Source organism: Pseudomonas sp. sp1636 (assembly GCF_030376615.1).
GTDB lineage: Bacteria > Pseudomonadota > Gammaproteobacteria > Pseudomonadales > Pseudomonadaceae > Aquipseudomonas.
The window spans coordinates 297422-312811 of record NZ_JARRAB010000001.1 but is presented as its reverse complement, the minus strand read 5'-3'; the positions used below and the strand labels follow the sequence as shown (position 1 = coordinate 312811).

Genomic DNA, 15390 nt, shown 5'->3' with positions numbered 1-15390 from the left:
GTTTAGAAAGGCGATGTCCGGTTACGCGTTGCATGAGGGGAGTGTTGTAGGCGCGGGTTTATCCGCGAAATTCGCGGTTGAAGCCGCTACGGGTAAAGCCTCACGCCTGGGTGTGTTGGCAACAGTTAACGGATCCATAGCGTTTAGAAGCGGTAGTTGGCGCTCAGTTCCAGGCTGCGCGGCGCGCCGGGGGTGATCAGGTCCACCGAGCCGTGAGCCGAGGCGTAGTAGTCCTTGTCGAACAGGTTGCGCAGGCGCAGGGCCGCGTCCCATTGCGGCTGGTTGTACAGCAGCGCGGCATCGAAGGTGGTGTAGCCGGGCATGACGGTGACGTTATCCAGGGCGGTGTAGCGCTCGTCGACGTAGTTGGCACCCATGCCGACTCGCCACTGTTGGCTCAGCGAGCGTACCAGCCAGAGGTTGGCGCTGTGCCGTGGGGTCAGGGTCGGGGTCTGGCCTTCGTTGGCCACGCCATTGGTCTTGCTGTTGGACTTGGTGATCTCCGCGTCCAGGTAGGCGTAGCCGGCATAGACCTGCCACTTGTCGCTGAGCTGGCCGGTCAGGGTGGTCTCGAAACCGTCGGTGCGTTGTTCGCCGGCGAGTATGGTCTGGCCCGGATTGGCCGGGTCGCTGGTCTTCATGTCGGTGCGCTCCAGGCGGAACAGCGCGGCGGTCAGCGACAGGCGCTGATCGAGCAGATCCCACTTGCCGCCCAGCTCGTAGTTGGTGGTCTGCTCCGGTTCCAGATCCTTGATCGAATTATTCAGCGGGAAAGTTTCGCCTGACGGCTGGTAGGAGCGGCTCACCGACACGTAGTAGGACTGCACCTGATCCGGCTGGTAGACCAGGCCGACCCGCGGGCTCCAGGTGCGGTCGGTGCGCGCGATGTCGCTGTCGTCCAGGTCATTCTGGAATTTCTGGTCGAACACGTCGTAGCGCACGCCGAGCAGGGCCTTCCAGTGCGGCGCCAGTTCGATCAGATCCTGCACATAGAAGCCGGCGGTGTCCTGGCTGTTGAGCCCCTTGGAGGTCTGTTGCGCGGCCGTGAACGGTACTTCGACCAGGCCGTCGCGGAACACCGGTACTCGCGCCACATCGCTCTGGCTGAAGACCGACTGGTGCTTGTCCTGCCGACCCAGTTCCACGCCGTAGAGCAGGTTGTGCTGCATGCCGGCGAGCTGGGCCTGTTGCTTCAGCTCGGTCTGGTTGAACCAGCCATCTTCCTTGCGCTGCACGTTGCCGCGGCGCAGCTTGACCAGCAGCTCGCCGTTGGCGGCGGTGACGAAGCGGTTGGCGTCGGTGTGGGCCAGGGTGTTGTTGCGATCCAGATCGTAGTGGTAGTAGCGGCTGGTGTTGGACAGGCTGAAGTCGTCGTTGATCTGGTAGTCGAGGCCGGCGGTGAGGGAGAACACCTCGCTGCGGGTGTAGTCCTGGTCCGGGTCGGCGGAGCCGAAACGCTTGCCCGAATCGACCTTCACCGGGCGGCCGTTCAGCGCCGGAATGCCGAAGTCGATCAGGCGCTTGTCGTACAGGTAGCTGGCGCCCAGGTTGAGTTCCAGGTCGTCGGACAGCTTGAAGTAGGCCGAAGGCGCCAGGGCCTTGCGCTCGAGGAAGGCGTCGTCGCGGAAGCCGTCGCTGTCCTCCAGTGCACCGGTGACCCGAAAAGCCTTGTCGCCGTGCTCCTGGTCGGCCCAGCCGGCATCGAACTGGCTGCGTTTCTTGCCTTCGCTGTCGACGCTGACGCCGACTTCCTGCACCGGGGCGAAGGTCGGGCGCTTGCTCACGCTGTTGATCAGGCCGCCGGAGGAGCCGCGGCCGTAAAGCACGGCGGCGGGGCCCTTGATCACTTCCACTCGCTCGATATTGGACAGGTCGCGGTAGTACAGGGCGTCGTCGCGGATGCCGTCGATGTACTGGTCGCCGATGGCGCTGAAGCCACGGATGGTGACCTGGTCGCGCTGGCCGTCGCCGTTGGACAGGCCGACGCCGGGCACGTTCTTCAGCACGTCTTCCAGCGACTGGGCGCCCTGATCCTTGATCAGGCTCTGCGGGATGACGTTGACCGTCTGCGGGATGTCGCGCAGCGGCGCGTCGATCTTCAGCGCGCTCTTGCTGCGGCTGGGCTTGTAACTGGTCTGTTGCTGCTGTGCGGTTACCACGGCGGCTGGAATTTCCAGCGCGGTGTTCGATTCGGCATGCACGACCTGCACGGCGAAAGCGCCCAGCAGCGAGAGATAGAGTGGATTCAAACGTAAGACGATCACCGGAAGCGCTCCATAAAAAAGAGCGCGAATGATATTGCTTTGCATTTACATGCGCAAATGGCTTGCAACCTTATTCAAGCAGCCCGGTTCGCGTGCGTGAGTGGAAAGAACCTTTTTTGGCTATGTCCCAATTATGTGTTGCATGCGCGATCTCTTGTAGGAGGGCCGCGCCTGTTCCTGACAGGCTAGCGGCATTTCCCACATCCATGTGGGTCACGCGACCCCGCGGCGAATGTAGCCCGCAGGGCTGCCTGCTCATCGTTTCGCGGATATAGCCAAAGCTCGCCCCGAGGTCGGGCCTCCTACGGATCGCAGGCAGTTCGCGCCTGGTGATACAACACCTAACGGGTACAGAGCCTTTTGCGTGCGCCAAACATGGCGTGAAACAGCGTGCCGCGTGGCTGGAACAACTACTCCAAGTTGAGCCGCAGTAAACGGCCTCTCGGAATCCGACGGCTGGGAGCGTTACAAACTTCGTTGTGTGTTCTGACGGGCAATGGCCGCGACCCTTCACCGGGTGGCGGAACCTGATGCGCCTGGGGGACGAAGCGCGCGCCAGGAGGTCGGCGATCAATAGGCTGGGGCCTGCGGCGGTGAAAAACGCTCGCCGCGAATGTCTGGAGACAGCCTCGCGACGGCGCTCGATATTTTCACAACCGCCGAGAAGATGGCGGGGCGATCCCGCCTCCTCTCGAGATGATGTTCATTGCAGCTTGCGCTGTCCCTAATCTATATATTGGAACAGCTTGACGATCTTCTGCACGCCGGAGGTGCTCTGCACCAGGCCGGTCGCCCGATTGGCTTCCTGGCGCGAGACCAGGCCTAGCAGATAGACGATGCCGTTCTCGGTGATCACCTTGATCCGCGAGCCCGGTACGGTTGCGTCGGCTACCATCTGGGCCTTGATCTTGGTGGTCAGTAGCGAGTCGTTGCTGCGCGCGAGCAGCGAAGTCGGCTGCAGGATCTGCAGCTCGTTGTGCACCTTGGCGACGCCCTGAACCTTGCGCGCCGCCTGTTCGGCGGCGGCTTTCAGCTCGCTGCGCGGCGTCTGTCCGGCCAGCAGCACTGCGCCGTTGTAGCTGGTGACCACGATGTGCGAGGTGGGGTCGGTCAGATCGATATGGGCGCGGCTGATATTGGCGCTGACCTCTGGGGCAATGAACTGGTCATCGATTTTGTTGCCGATACTGCGGCTGCCGCAGCCGGCAAGAATCAGGCTGCATAGCAGCCCGGCAAGGATCAGTGGCGAACGGGTCATTCTTCACTCCCAAACAGTTGGCGGTCGATCAGGTCGCACAGGCAGTGGATCGCCAGCAGGTGAACCTCCTGTATGCGTGCGGTGACCTTCGACGGTACGCGAATCTCAACGTCTTCCGGTAGCAGCAGCGAGGCCATGCCGCCGCCATCGCGGCCGGTTAGCGCGACCACGGTCATTTCACGGTCGTGGGCGGCCTGGATGGCCTGGATCACGTTGGCCGAGTTGCCGCTGGTGGAGATCGCCAGCAACACATCGCCCGGCTGGCCGAGGGCACGGATCTGCTTGGAGAAAATCTCGTTGTAGCTGTAGTCGTTGGCGATCGAGGTGATGGTCGAGCTGTCGGTGGTCAGGGCAATGGCTGGCAGGCTCGGACGTTCGCGCTCGAAGCGGTTGAGCAGCTCGGAGGAGAAATGCTGGGCATCGCCTGCGGATCCGCCGTTGCCGCAGGTGAGGATCTTGCCCTCGCTGAGCAGGGTCTGAACCATGGCCAGGCTGCCTTGTTCGATGAACGGAACCAGAACTTCCAGAGCCTGTTGCTTGGTTTCAATGCTGGCCAGGAACAGTTGGCGGATACGGTCTTGCATTTCCATCGGAGATTTAACCTTTAGTGTGGCGCCGGTTCAGGTGTCAAAGGCGTTTTGAATCCAGTTCAGTCGGGGAGTCGAGCTGCCTTCGGCGGTTATGGCAATCACGTCGAACCGGCAGGGGTGTTTGGCCCAGCGCGATTGTTCCTGCAAAAAGTGCATGGCGGCTCTCGTGAGCTTGTCGCGCTTGCGTGCGTCCACGCTCTCCGCAGCGCCGCCCCAGGCGGAGTGTCGACGGTAGCGGACCTCGACGAATACTACTGTATCGGCGTCGAGCATGACCAGATCAAGCTCGCCGCGGCGGCAGCTCCAGTTCTGCGCCAAAAGCTTCAGACCGTGTTGCTGCAGATGCAGGCGGGCCAGCTCTTCGGCGGCCCTGCCGCTGCTCTGGGTGCTGTTGTGGTCGATCAATTGAGGTTGTCTGGCAGGTGCTCGACGCGACCGCCGCGAAACTCGGCCCAGGGCAGTTGGCGCTCGATGCGCTGTGCCGGATTGAGGCCGAGGCTGCCCGACAGGCCGTCGATCCGCGTCTCTGGCAGGGCCTTGAGCTGGCTCAGGCGCGGGGCCAGGAGGTAGGCGTCGGCGCCCATAGCATAGAGCCGGCCGAGACTGCCACCGGCTTGCGGCCACTGGCTTTCGACTTGCTGACGTACGGGATCGTTGACGTTGAGCAGCCAGGGCGTTTCGCAAAAGCGAATGCCGTTCAGGTCTTGATACTGGGCGCTGCTGTGGTTGCCGGTAAACAGGTGCGAAGTGGCGTACACGGGCACGTCGCCAGCGTACTGGAAGGCCAGGGTCGGTTTGATCTGCTGCGCTTGCTGCGGGGTCGCCGCCAGGAAGATGAAATCGATGTCCTGGCGCCGTGCCGGCTGTGCGGCCACCGCAACGCCCAGGGTGTTCTTCAGGCGCTTGGTGCGTGCTTCGCTTTCGCGCAATTGGAACAGCTCGGCAATTTGCCGGGCCAGTTCGACCGGTTGGTCGACGTGTTCGGCGGCGATCAGGGTGCCGCCCTGGGCTTGCCAGCTCTGCCGGAAGGCATCGAGAACCCGGTCGCCCCAGTCGCCGCGCGGCACCAGGGCGGCTGCCCGGCGCATGCCGTCGGCCCAGGCGCGGCGTGCCACTTCGCGCGCTTCGTCTTCGGCGGCGAGGCCGAACTGGAACAGCTGCGCCGGGCCTTCCTGGCCTGGATCGCTGTAGTTCAGGGCCAGGGTGGTGATCGGTAGTTGCTCGCGATCGCTGAGTTGTTTGACCAACGGCTTTTCCAGTGGGCCGATCACCAGCTCGACGCCGGCCGCCTGTGCCTGGCGGTAGAACTCATCCAGGGAGTCCATGCTCGAGCTGTCATAGAACTGGATGTCGGGCGGGTTCTGCCCGGCCTGCTTGGCCCGATAGTGGGCGGAGAGAAAGCCGTCGCGCAAGGCGCGTGCTACGGCTGCAAGCGGGCCTTGTTGTGGCAGCAGCAGGGCGATTTCGTGCAAAGGTTGGCTGGAGAGTTCTTGCAGTTGGCTCAGTGCCGGCGGTAACTGCAGGGCGGCGGGATGCTGCGGGTTCTGTGCCAGCCAGGTATCGATGGCGGCTTGCTGCTGTTGCAGGGTGCCGGGGGGCTTGGCCGCCCGAGCCAGGCCCAGCCATCCGGCCAGGTCGGTTCCGTCGCTGCTGAGCAGTTGCTCGCTGGGTAGGCTGGAGGTCAGCTCCCAGATCGTTTCGTGGTTGCGTTGGGCGGTTTCGCCGCTGAGCAGTGGGGCGATGTACACGCGTTCGCGCGCGGCGGCAAGGATCTGTCCATCGGCCTGCAGGGCGTTGGCGCGAGCCAGTTGGGTGCGTATTTGCTGCTCAATCGGCAGCTCTGCCAGGCGCTCCAGGCTCGGATGGCCGAGCGCTTTCAGGGCGGCTTTGGGTTTTTCGCGTGCCAGTGCCAGTTCGGCGGCCAGGGTGCTGGCGTAGATCTGCTGGGCCGGTTTCAGGTTGTTGAGTGGCACTTGTTCGAGGATGCTGTCGGCGCGCGCGATATTTTTCTGCTGGTAAGCCAGATCCGCGGCAGCCAGGCGCAGCAGGGCGGCTGGTTCGGGCTTGCTGGCGTCGGCTTGCTGCAGCAGTTGCTCGATGTTGGCTTGAGGGGTGCGCGGCAGTTCCCCCAGGGTAGATGAGGGCGAGCTGGCGCAGGCGCCAAGCAGGCCGGCAAAGCAGAGAACGAGGAGCGGACGCAGGCAGGCGATCATGTAAGCGTTCCTGATACTTGATCAAATGAACGGCGAATTGTACCCAAGGCCTGGCCCTGGCGCGATGTCGATGGCGTGAAACGGGCTACAATGCGCGCTTTTGCGATTGAAGAGGCTGGTGCTGTGACCACTTCCGGTGCATCGAATTCCACCCCCGGCACCCTGTATGTGGTCGCCACGCCAATTGGCAACCTGGACGACATCAGTGCGCGGGCGCTCAAGGTGCTCGGCGATGTGAGCTTGATTGCCGCCGAGGACACCCGCCACTCCGCCCGCCTGCTGCAGCACTTCGGGATTGCCACGCCGCTGGCCGCCTGTCATGAGCACAACGAGCGCGATCAGGGCGGGCGCTTTCTCGCGCGCTTGCTGGGCGGCGAGGATGTGGCGTTGATTTCCGACGCTGGTACGCCGTTGATTTCCGACCCGGGTTACCACCTGGTGCGTCAGGCGCGGGCCGCCGGAGTCGCCGTGGTGCCGGTGCCGGGCGCCTGTGCGCTGATTGCGGCGCTGTCGGCGGCGGGCTTGCCGTCCGACCGGTTTATTTTCGAGGGTTTTCTACCGGCCAAGACGGCTGGGCGTCGTGCGCGCCTGGAGCAGGTAAAGGAAGAGCCGCGCACGCTGATCTTCTATGAAGCGCCACACCGCATCCTCGAGTGCCTGGAAGACATGCAGGTGGTGTTCGGCGCCGAGCGCCCGGCACTGCTGGCGCGTGAACTGACCAAGACCTTCGAGACGCTCAAAGGCCTGCCCTTGGCCGAGTTGAGCGCCTGGGTGGCGGCCGATAGCAATCAGCAGCGCGGCGAGTGCGTGGTGCTGGTGGCGGGTTGGCAGGCTCCCGAGGGCGAGGCGGCGGTCAGTGCCGAGGCGCTGCGGGTGCTCGAGCTGTTGCTCAAGGAAATGCCGCTCAAGCGAGCGGCGGCGCTGGCGGCGGAAATTACCGGGGTGCGCAAGAACCTGCTCTATCAGGCGGCGTTGGCGCGGCAGAACGACGCTTGAGCCTTGTTCTATCGGGCGCGTGCCGGTAACCTTGGCGGCGGAGAGTCGATCGGACAGTCGCTGCCGTGTTTCGTTCTGCGAAATGCGGGGGAGGAAAGTCCGGGCTCCATAGGGCAGAGTGCCAGGTAACGCCTGGGAGGCGTGAGCCTACGGAAAGTGCCACAGAAAATAACCGCCTAAGCGCTTCGGCGCCGGTAAGGGTGAAAAGGTGCGGTAAGAGCGCACCGCGCGGCTGGTAACAGTCCGTGGCTAGGCAAACCCCACTCGGAGCAAGACCAAATAGGGTTCCATTGGCGTGGCCCGCGCTGGAACCGGGTAGGTTGCTAAAGGCGTGCAGTGATGTACGCCGTAGAGGAATGACTGTCCTCGACAGAACCCGGCTTACAGATCGACTCTCCACCTTTCCTTTCTATCCGCGACACCTTTACTCCTCGCTTTTTTAAGACCGAAAAAATCTTACTCTTAACAAATTACTTTAAGTTTGAAGTGCAGCTTGCTGTGCACGCTCAGATTGCCTCAAAAAACCCCGTCCAATGCTCCGCTCTTACTCCTCTTTAGTTGGCTAAATTGCCGTTCTGTAAGGCTTTTTCCCTCCAGGCGCGCCTTGACGGTGGGGTGTGGGCGTTTCTATAGTGTGTGCAGGTGGTAAGAAGTGGCATGAAGTGGGGTTTTTTGGGCATGGATAGCTAATTTAAGGGGAAGCGCAACTGTGTTTCGTGGAGCCAACGCCATCAGTCTCGACGCCAAAGGGCGACTCGCGATACCAAGTCGGTATCGGGACGAGCTCGTGTCGCGTTGTGCGGGCCAGCTTATCGTGACCATCGATGCCATCGACCCCTGTCTATGTGTCTACCCACTGGCTGAGTGGGAACTGATTGAGGCCAAGTTGCGTGAGCTGGCGTCCTTTCGTGAGGAGAATCGCCGTTTACAGCGCTTGCTGATCGGTAATGCCGTTGACCTCGAGCTGGATGCCAGCGGCCGTTTTCTGGTGCCGCCGCGTCTGCGCGAGTACGCCAAGCTGGATAAGCGCGCGATGTTGGTCGGCCAACTGAATAAATTTCAACTGTGGGACGAAGATGCCTGGAATGCGGTCGCCGATGCCGATTTGGCGGCCATCAAGCAACCGGGTGCTTTGTCCGACGAACTACGTGACTTGATCCTGTGACTATGACCAGCAGCTTTCGCCATATTACTGTGCTACTCGACGAGGCTGTCGACGGGTTGGCCGTGCGTGCGGGTGGCTGCTACCTGGATGGCACCTTCGGCCGTGGCGGGCATAGCCGGTTGATCCTCGAAAAGCTCGGGTCAGACGGGCGCTTGTTGGGGTTCGATAAGGACCCCTTGGCGATTGCCACGGGCAACGAGTTAGCGGCCGAAGACGGCCGCTTTGTCGTTGTGCAGCGCAGTTTCGCGGAACTTGGCGAAGAAGCTGTTGTCCGCGGCCTGGCTGGTAAGGTCAGTGGGATTCTGCTGGATCTGGGGGTTTCCTCGCCGCAGCTGGACGATGCCGAACGTGGCTTCAGCTTTCTCAACGACGGCCCGCTGGACATGCGCATGGATCCCACGCGCGGCGTCAGCGCGGCGCAGTGGATCGCCAGCGCCAGCGAAGAGGAAATCGCCAGGGTGTTCAAGGAATATGGCGAAGAGCGTTTCGCCAGGCGCATGGCCCGAGCCGTGGTGTTGCGCCGCGCGGAGCAGCCCTTTGAGCGCACCGCCGATCTGGCGCAGGTGCTGACGGTGGCCAATCCTGCCTGGGAGAAGGGCAAGAATCCGGCGACCCGCGCGTTCCAGGGGCTGCGCATTTACATCAATAACGAACTTGGCGATCTGCAACGTGGCCTCGACGCCGCGCTGGAGACGCTTGAAGTGGGCGGGCGCTTGGTGGTGATCAGCTTCCATTCCCTCGAGGATCGCATCGTCAAGCAGTTCATGCGCAAGCAGGCCAAGGGCGAGCAGGACAAGTACCCGCGTGACCTGCCGATCATCCCCAAGGCCTTCGAGCCCCGTTTGAAGCTGATCGGCAAGCCGCAATTCGCTTCCGAAGCCGAGCTGAAGGCCAATCCGCGCTCGCGTAGCGCGGTCATGCGTGTGGCGGAGAAAATGCGATGAGCACGGTCTTCGCCAAGCCATTGCCCAGGGGCAGCCTGCTGATGCTGGTGCTGTTCCTGGGTGTGCTCGGCACGGCGCTAGCGGTCTCTTATAGCGCGCACTGGAACCGTCAACTGCTCAACGGGCTGTATGCCGAACTGAGCATTCGCGACCGGGCGCAGGCCGAATGGGGGCGCTTGATTCTCGAGCAAAGCACCTGGACCGCCCACAGCCGTATCGAAACCCTGGCCAGCGAACAGCTGAAGATGCGCATTCCCGAAGCCGCCGAAGTGCGCTTGGTGGGGCCATGATCAGACTCGAAGGGGCGCTTTATCCCTGGCGTTTTCGCCTGGTGCTGCTGCTCCTGGCGCTGATGGTCGGTGCCATCGTCTGGCGCATGGTCGACCTGCATGTGGTCGACCATGACTTTCTCAAGGCCCATGGCGATGCGCGTAGCGTGCGGCATATCCCGATTCCAGCGCATCGTGGCCTGGTCACCGATCGCAATGGCGAGCCGTTGGCGGTCAGTACCCCGGTCACCACCCTGTGGGCCAATGGCAAGGAATTGCAGGCCGGCAAGGGCCAATGGCCGGCCTTGGCGGCTGCGTTGGGGCAGGAGGCGCAGGGGTTTGGCGTGCGTCTGCAGGCCAATGCCGAACGCGAATTCATGTACCTGGTGCGTGGTCTGACGCCGGAGCAGGGGCAACTTGTGCTCGATCTGCAGGTGCCGGGCGTGTACGCCATCGAAGAGTTTCGGCGTTTCTATCCGGGCGGCGAAGTGACCGCGCATGTGGTTGGGTTTACCGATATCGATGATCGCGGTCGCGAAGGCATGGAGCTGGCTTTCGATGAGTGGCTGGCCGGCGTGCCGGGCAAGCGCCAAGTGCTCAAGGATCGCCGCGGCCGTTTGATCAAGGATGTCCAGGTCACCCAGAACGCCAAAGCGGGCAAGGCGCTGGCGTTGTCGATCGACCTGCGCCTGCAGTATCTGGCGCATCGCGAGCTGCGCAACGCCCTGGTCGAGTTCGGGGCCAAGGCGGGCAGTCTGGTCATGCTTGATGTGAAGACCGGCGAAGTGCTGGCCATGGTCAACCAGCCCACCTACAACCCGAATAACCGGCGCAATCTGCAGCCGGCCGCCATGCGTAACCGGGCGATGATCGATGTATTCGAGCCGGGTTCGACCATGAAGCCTTTCTCCATGAGTGCCGCTCTGGCGAGTGGCCGCTGGAAGCCGACCGATACCGTCGATGTGTACCCGGGCACCTTGCGGATTGGCCGCTACACGATTCGCGATGTCTCACGCAGCAGTGGGCCGTTGAGCCTCACCGAGATTCTGATCAAGTCGAGCAACGTCGGCATGAGCAAGGTCGCCTTCGATATCGGCGGCGAGTCCATCTACTCGGTGATGCAGCAGGTCGGACTGGGCCAGGACACCGGCTTGGGCTTTCCGGGCGAGCGGGTCGGCAATCTGCCCAATTACCGCGAATGGCGCAAGGCTGAAACCGCCACGTTGTCTTATGGCTACGGCTTGTCGGTAACGGCCGTGCAGTTGGCGCATGCCTACTCGGTGCTGGCCAATGGCGGTCGCAGCGTGCCCTTGTCGTTGACGCGCATGGATCGTAAACCGGATGACGTGCAGGTGATCCCTGAAGCTATCGCCAAGACCATGCAGGGCATGTTGCAGCAGGTGATTGAAGCGCCCGGTGGAGTGTTCCGGGCCAAGGTTCCGGGTTACCACGTCGCGGGCAAGAGCGGTACCGCGCGCAAGGTTTCGACCGACTCCAGAGGGTACCGGGAGAATGCCTACCGTTCACTGTTCGCCGGTTTCGGCCCGGTCAATGATCCGCGGATTGCCGTTGCCATCGTCATCGACGAACCCAGCAAGGGCGGCTACTACGGTGGTTTGGTGTCTGCGCCGGTGTTCGGCAAAGTCATGGCCGGTGCCCTGCGCCTGATGAATGTCGTGCCGGATAACCTGACACCGCCGGTCGAATCGCAAGCGACTGCGGTGAACGTCGTCAAGGGAGGGCGCATCTGATGCCCATGCCGCTGAATCAACTGTTACCTGAAGCCGCCAGTGCGGTGCTGATCCGTGAATTGACCCTGGACAGCCGCAAGGTGCGCCCCGGTGATCTGTTCCTGGCCGTGCCGGGGAGCCAGCAGGATGGCCGCGTGCATATTGCCGACGCTATTGCCCGCGGCGCCGCTGCGGTGGCCTATGAGGCCGAGGCTGCGCCCGCGATGACGGCCAGCAGCGCCGAGTTGCTGGCGATCAAGGGCTTGGCCGGCCAGCTGTCGGCCATTGCCGGACGCTTCTACGGCGAGCCGAGCCGGGGTTTGCATCTGGTCGGCATTACCGGCACCAACGGCAAGACCAGCGTCAGCCAGCTGTTGGCCCAGGCATTGGATCTGCTGGGGGAACGCTGCGGCATCGTCGGCACCCTGGGTAACGGCTTTTACAACGCGCTGGCCCTGGGCCGGCATACCACCCCGGATCCCATCGGCGTGCAGGCCACCTTGGCCGACCTGAAGAATGCCGGTGCCCGTGCGGTGGCGATGGAAGTCTCCTCCCACGGCTTGCACCAGGGCCGCGTGACCGCGCTGGCGTTCGACGTGGCGGTGTTCACCAACCTGTCGCGCGATCATCTGGACTATCACGGTTCGATGGACGCCTATGGCGAAGCCAAGGCGGCCTTGTTCGCCTGGCCGGGGTTGCGTTGCCGGGTGCTCAATCTGGACGACCAATTCGGTCGCGAGCTGGCCCGTGCCGAGCATGACTCGCGCCTGATCAGCTATAGCCTGGAAGACCCCGCGGCCTATCTGTACTGCCGCGATGCCCAATTCGACGAGCAGGGCGTGCGCGTCAAGCTGGTCACCCCGCGCGGCGAAGGTAACGTGCGCAGCTCGCTGCTGGGGCGTTTCAACCTGAGCAACCTGCTGGCGGTGGTCGGTGCGCTGCTGGGCATGGATTATCCGCTCGACGAAATCCTCAGGGTGCTCCCGCAGTTGCAGGGCCCGGTGGGGCGCATGCAGCGTCTGGGTGGCGCCCGGCAGCCATTGGTGGTGGTCGATTACGCGCACACCCCGGATGCCCTGGAGAAGGTGCTCGAAGCCCTGCGCCCGCATGTCGAAGGTCGTCTGCTGTGCCTGTTCGGCTGCGGCGGCGAGCGTGATCGCGGCAAGCGCCCGCTGATGGCGGCCGTGGTCGAGCGTCTCGCCGATGGCGTGCTGGTCACCGACGACAACCCACGTGGCGAGGCGCCCGAGCAGATCTTCAGCGATATCCGCACAGGTTTTGCCGCGCCTGAGCGGGTGCAGTTCGTCCATGGTCGCGGCCAGGCCATCGCCCAGTTGATCGCCACTGCCAGCCCGGCCGATGTGCTGGTGCTGGCCGGCAAGGGGCATGAGGACTATCAGGAAATCAACGGCGTGCGCCAGCCATTCTCCGATTTGCTCGAAGCAGGCAAAGCCCTGGCTGCATGGGAGGTGGCGCATGCTTAAAACCCTGCGTTTGAGCGAAATCAGCGCGCCGCTGCAGGCGCGCCTGATCGGTGAAGATTGCGCCTTCGCGGCGGTCAGCACCGACAGCCGTTCTATTCAACCGGGCCAGCTATTCGTCGCCCTGAGCGGGCCGAACTTCGATGGCCACCACTACCTGGCCGATGTCGCCGCCAAGGGCGCGGTGGCGGCGCTGGTCGAGCGGGAAGTGGCGGATGCACCATTGCCACAGGTGCTGGTGGCCGATACGCGTCTGGCGCTTGGTCGGCTCGGCGCCCTCAATCGTCAGGCCTATGGCGGTCCGCTGGTGGCGGTCACCGGTTCCAGCGGCAAGACCACGGTCAAGGAAATGCTGGCCAGCATTCTGCGCACGGCGTTCGGCGCGCAAGGCGGTGCCGTGCTCGCTACCCGCGGCAATCTGAACAACGACCTGGGGGCGCCCCTGACGCTCCTTGAGTTGGCGCCCGAACATGTCGCGGCGGTGATCGAGCTGGGCGCCAACCATGTCGGCGAGATCGCCTACACGGTCGGGCTGACCCAACCGCAGGTGGCCATCATCACCAATGCCGGCACCGCCCATGTTGGCGAGTTTGGCGGGCCGGAAAAAATCGTCGAGGCCAAAGGCGAGATCCTCGAAGGGTTGGGCGAGGGCGGGGTTGCCGTGCTCAATCGCGACGATGCGGCCTTTGCGCTCTGGCAACGGCGCGTTGGCGCCAAGCGGATCCTCAGTTTCGCTTTGCACAATCCGATGGCCGACTTCCATGCCCGCGACCTGAGCCGCGATGCGCGCGGTTGCTCGGCCTTCACCCTGCACTGCGCCGGGGGTCTGGCACGGATACAGCTCAATCTGCTCGGCGAGCACAACGTCGCCAATGCCCTGGCGGCAGCTGCGGCTGCGCAGGCCCTGTGCGTGCCGTTGGTCGATATTAAAACCGGCCTGGAAAACCTGCAGCCGGTCAGAGGCCGCGCCGTAGCGCAGTTGGCGGACAATGGCGTGCGGGTCATCGATGACAGCTACAACGCCAACCCCGCGTCGATGTGCGCGGCGATTGATATACTCGCCGGCTTCTCCGGTCGCACCGTTCTGGTGCTCGGGGACATGGGCGAGTTGGGTACCTGGGCCGAGCAGGCCCACCGCGATCTAGGTAGCTATGCCGCGGGCAAGGTGACCGCGCTCTATGCGGTTGGCCCCCTGATGGCCCATGCGGTGGCAGCGTTTGGCGCCGCTGGCCGGCATTTTGCCGAGCAAGCCGGCCTGATCGAAGCGTTACGCGCCGAGCAGGGCGACACCACCATTCTAATCAAGGGTTCACGCAGCGCCGCGATGGATAAAGTCGTGGCGGCGCTCTGTGGCACATCCAGCGAGAATCACCCAATGGAGAGTCATTAAATGCTGCTGCTGTTGGCGGAGTACCTGCAACAGTTCTACAAGGGCTTCGCGGTCTTTCAGTACCTGACCCTGCGCGGGATTCTCGGTGTGCTGACCGCACTGGCGCTGTCGTTGTGGCTGGGGCCGTGGATGATCCGCACCCTGCAGATCCGTCAAATCGGCCAGTCGGTGCGCAATGACGGGCCGCAGTCGCACCTGTCGAAGAAGGGCACGCCGACCATGGGCGGCGCCTTGATTCTCTCCGCCATCGCGATCAGCACCCTGCTCTGGGCCGACCTGAGCAATCGCTACGTGTGGGTGGTGCTGGCGGTGACCCTGCTGTTCGGCGCGATCGGCTGGGTCGACGACTACCGCAAGGTGATCGAGAAGGATTCGCGCGGCCTGCCGAGTCGCTGGAAGTATTTCTGGCAGTCGGTGTTCGGTCTGGCGGCGGCCTTGTTCCTTTATATGACCGCGCAGACTCCTGCGGAAACCACCCTGATCCTGCCGCTGCTCAAAGACGTGGGCATCCCGTTGGGCGCGGGCTTCGTGGTGCTGACCTATTTCGTCATCGTCGGTTCGAGCAATGCGGTCAACCTGACCGACGGCCTGGATGGCCTGGCGATCCTGCCCACCGTGATGGTCGGCGGCGCCCTGGGCATCTTCTGCTACCTGTCGGGCAACGTGAAGTTTGCCGAATACCTGTTTATTCCGTATTTGCCGGGGGCGGGCGAGCTAATCGTGTTCTGCGCCGCCCTGGTCGGCGCCGGCCTGGGCTTCTTGTGGTTCAACACCTACCCGGCCCAGGTGTTCATGGGTGACGTCGGCGCGCTGGCGCTGGGCGCGGCCCTGGGCACCATCGCGGTGATCGTGCGCCAGGAAGTGGTGCTGTTCATCATGGGCGGGGTGTTCGTCATGGAAACCCTGTCGGTGATCATCCAGGTCGCCTCCTTCAAATTGACCGGCAAGCGGGTATTCCGCATGGCGCCGATTCATCACCACTTCGAACTGAAAGGCTGGCCCGAGCCGCGGGTCATCGTGCGTTTCTGGATCATCACCGTGATTCTGGTGTTGATCGGCCTTGCCACCCTGAAATTGCGTTGAGGAGACT

13 protein-coding genes and 1 other RNA gene are annotated in these 15390 nt (G+C 63.3%); 9 read left to right on the top strand and 5 right to left on the bottom strand.

Annotated elements, in window-relative coordinates; all coding sequences use genetic code 11:
* Positions 1-143 precede the first annotated feature (143 nt).
* The 5 genes from P8H27_RS01450 to P8H27_RS01430 form a co-directional block, all read right to left on the bottom strand.
* Complete coding sequence (locus P8H27_RS01450) at positions 144-2264, bottom strand: TonB-dependent receptor (protein WP_374761310.1); 2121 nt, start codon at positions 2262-2264, stop codon at positions 144-146.
* Between the two features lie 724 nt (positions 2265-2988).
* Positions 2989-3522, bottom strand: a complete 534-nt coding sequence (locus P8H27_RS01445) for a BON domain-containing protein (protein WP_289634838.1) — start codon at positions 3520-3522, stop codon at positions 2989-2991.
* Positions 3519-4112, bottom strand: coding sequence for a phosphoheptose isomerase (locus P8H27_RS01440; protein WP_289634837.1), 594 nt, complete (start codon positions 4110-4112; stop codon positions 3519-3521). Before P8H27_RS01440 ends, P8H27_RS01445 begins: the two co-directional genes overlap by 4 nt.
* Before the next feature lie 30 nt (positions 4113-4142).
* Entirely contained in the window at positions 4143-4517 is a 375-nt protein-coding gene (locus P8H27_RS01435) for a YraN family protein (protein WP_289634836.1), read from the bottom strand.
* On the bottom strand, positions 4514-6325 hold the full coding sequence (locus P8H27_RS01430) for a penicillin-binding protein activator (RefSeq protein ID WP_289634835.1): 1812 nt from the start codon (positions 6323-6325) through the stop codon (positions 4514-4516). Before P8H27_RS01430 ends, P8H27_RS01435 begins: the two co-directional genes overlap by 4 nt.
* 90 nt (positions 6326-6415) lie before the next feature.
* Here P8H27_RS01430 and rsmI point away from each other — a divergent pair, with 90 nt between their 5' ends.
* The 9 genes from rsmI (at position 6416) to mraY (ending at position 15383) form a co-directional block, all read left to right on the top strand.
* Positions 6416-7321 (top strand): 16S rRNA (cytidine(1402)-2'-O)-methyltransferase, encoded by a 906-nt coding sequence (gene rsmI, locus P8H27_RS01425; protein ID WP_289634834.1) that lies wholly within the window; start codon positions 6416-6418, stop codon positions 7319-7321.
* A gap of 41 nt (positions 7322-7362) precedes the next feature.
* Positions 7363-7721, top strand: an RNA gene (gene rnpB / locus P8H27_RS01420) — RNase P RNA component class A.
* A 309-nt stretch (positions 7722-8030) separates the two neighbouring features.
* The gene (gene mraZ, locus P8H27_RS01415; RefSeq protein ID WP_289634833.1) at positions 8031-8486 is read left to right on the top strand and encodes a division/cell wall cluster transcriptional repressor MraZ; all 456 of its coding nucleotides are present in this window, start codon (positions 8031-8033) and stop codon (positions 8484-8486) included.
* A 2-nt stretch (positions 8487-8488) separates the two neighbouring features.
* A complete protein-coding gene (rsmH, locus tag P8H27_RS01410; protein ID WP_289634831.1) occupies positions 8489-9430 on the top strand; it encodes a 16S rRNA (cytosine(1402)-N(4))-methyltransferase RsmH in 942 nt (313 codons plus the stop codon).
* On the top strand, positions 9427-9720 hold the full coding sequence (ftsL, locus tag P8H27_RS01405; protein WP_289634830.1) for a cell division protein FtsL: 294 nt from the start codon (positions 9427-9429) through the stop codon (positions 9718-9720). The genes rsmH and ftsL overlap by 4 nt, the downstream gene beginning before the upstream one ends.
* Positions 9717-11450, top strand: coding sequence for a peptidoglycan D,D-transpeptidase FtsI family protein (locus tag P8H27_RS01400; protein WP_374761309.1), 1734 nt, complete (start codon positions 9717-9719; stop codon positions 11448-11450). Before ftsL ends, P8H27_RS01400 begins: the two co-directional genes overlap by 4 nt.
* Positions 11450-12913 (top strand): UDP-N-acetylmuramoyl-L-alanyl-D-glutamate--2,6-diaminopimelate ligase, encoded by a 1464-nt coding sequence (locus tag P8H27_RS01395; RefSeq protein ID WP_289634829.1) that lies wholly within the window; start codon positions 11450-11452, stop codon positions 12911-12913. Before P8H27_RS01400 ends, P8H27_RS01395 begins: the two co-directional genes overlap by 1 nt.
* A complete protein-coding gene (gene murF, locus P8H27_RS01390; protein WP_289634828.1) occupies positions 12906-14300 on the top strand; it encodes a UDP-N-acetylmuramoyl-tripeptide--D-alanyl-D-alanine ligase in 1395 nt (464 codons plus the stop codon). Before P8H27_RS01395 ends, murF begins: the two co-directional genes overlap by 8 nt.
* Positions 14301-15383 (top strand): phospho-N-acetylmuramoyl-pentapeptide-transferase, encoded by a 1083-nt coding sequence (gene mraY / locus P8H27_RS01385; protein WP_289634827.1) that lies wholly within the window; start codon positions 14301-14303, stop codon positions 15381-15383.
* The last annotated feature ends 7 nt before the right edge of the window (positions 15384-15390 follow it).

Bases quoted from the DNA above. Each gene is read 5' to 3' on its own strand.
- P8H27_RS01445 (WP_289634838.1), bottom strand. From the start codon at position 3,522: ATGACCCGTTCGCCACTGATCCTTGCCGGGCTGCTATGCAGCCTGATT.
- P8H27_RS01440 (WP_289634837.1), bottom strand. From the start codon at position 4,112: ATGGAAATGCAAGACCGTATCCGCCAACTGTTCCTGGCCAGCATTGAA.
- P8H27_RS01430 (WP_289634835.1), bottom strand. From the start codon at position 6,325: ATGATCGCCTGCCTGCGTCCGCTCCTCGTTCTCTGCTTTGCCGGCCTG.
- rsmI (WP_289634834.1), top strand. From the start codon at position 6,416: ATGCGCGCTTTTGCGATTGAAGAGGCTGGTGCTGTGACCACTTCCGGT.
- rsmH (WP_289634831.1), top strand. From the start codon at position 8,489: ATGACCAGCAGCTTTCGCCATATTACTGTGCTACTCGACGAGGCTGTC.
- ftsL (WP_289634830.1), top strand. From the start codon at position 9,427: ATGAGCACGGTCTTCGCCAAGCCATTGCCCAGGGGCAGCCTGCTGATG.
- P8H27_RS01400 (WP_374761309.1), top strand. From the start codon at position 9,717: ATGATCAGACTCGAAGGGGCGCTTTATCCCTGGCGTTTTCGCCTGGTG.
- P8H27_RS01395 (WP_289634829.1), top strand. From the start codon at position 11,450: ATGCCCATGCCGCTGAATCAACTGTTACCTGAAGCCGCCAGTGCGGTG.
- murF (WP_289634828.1), top strand. From the start codon at position 12,906: ATGCTTAAAACCCTGCGTTTGAGCGAAATCAGCGCGCCGCTGCAGGCG.
- mraY (WP_289634827.1), top strand. From the start codon at position 14,301: ATGCTGCTGCTGTTGGCGGAGTACCTGCAACAGTTCTACAAGGGCTTC.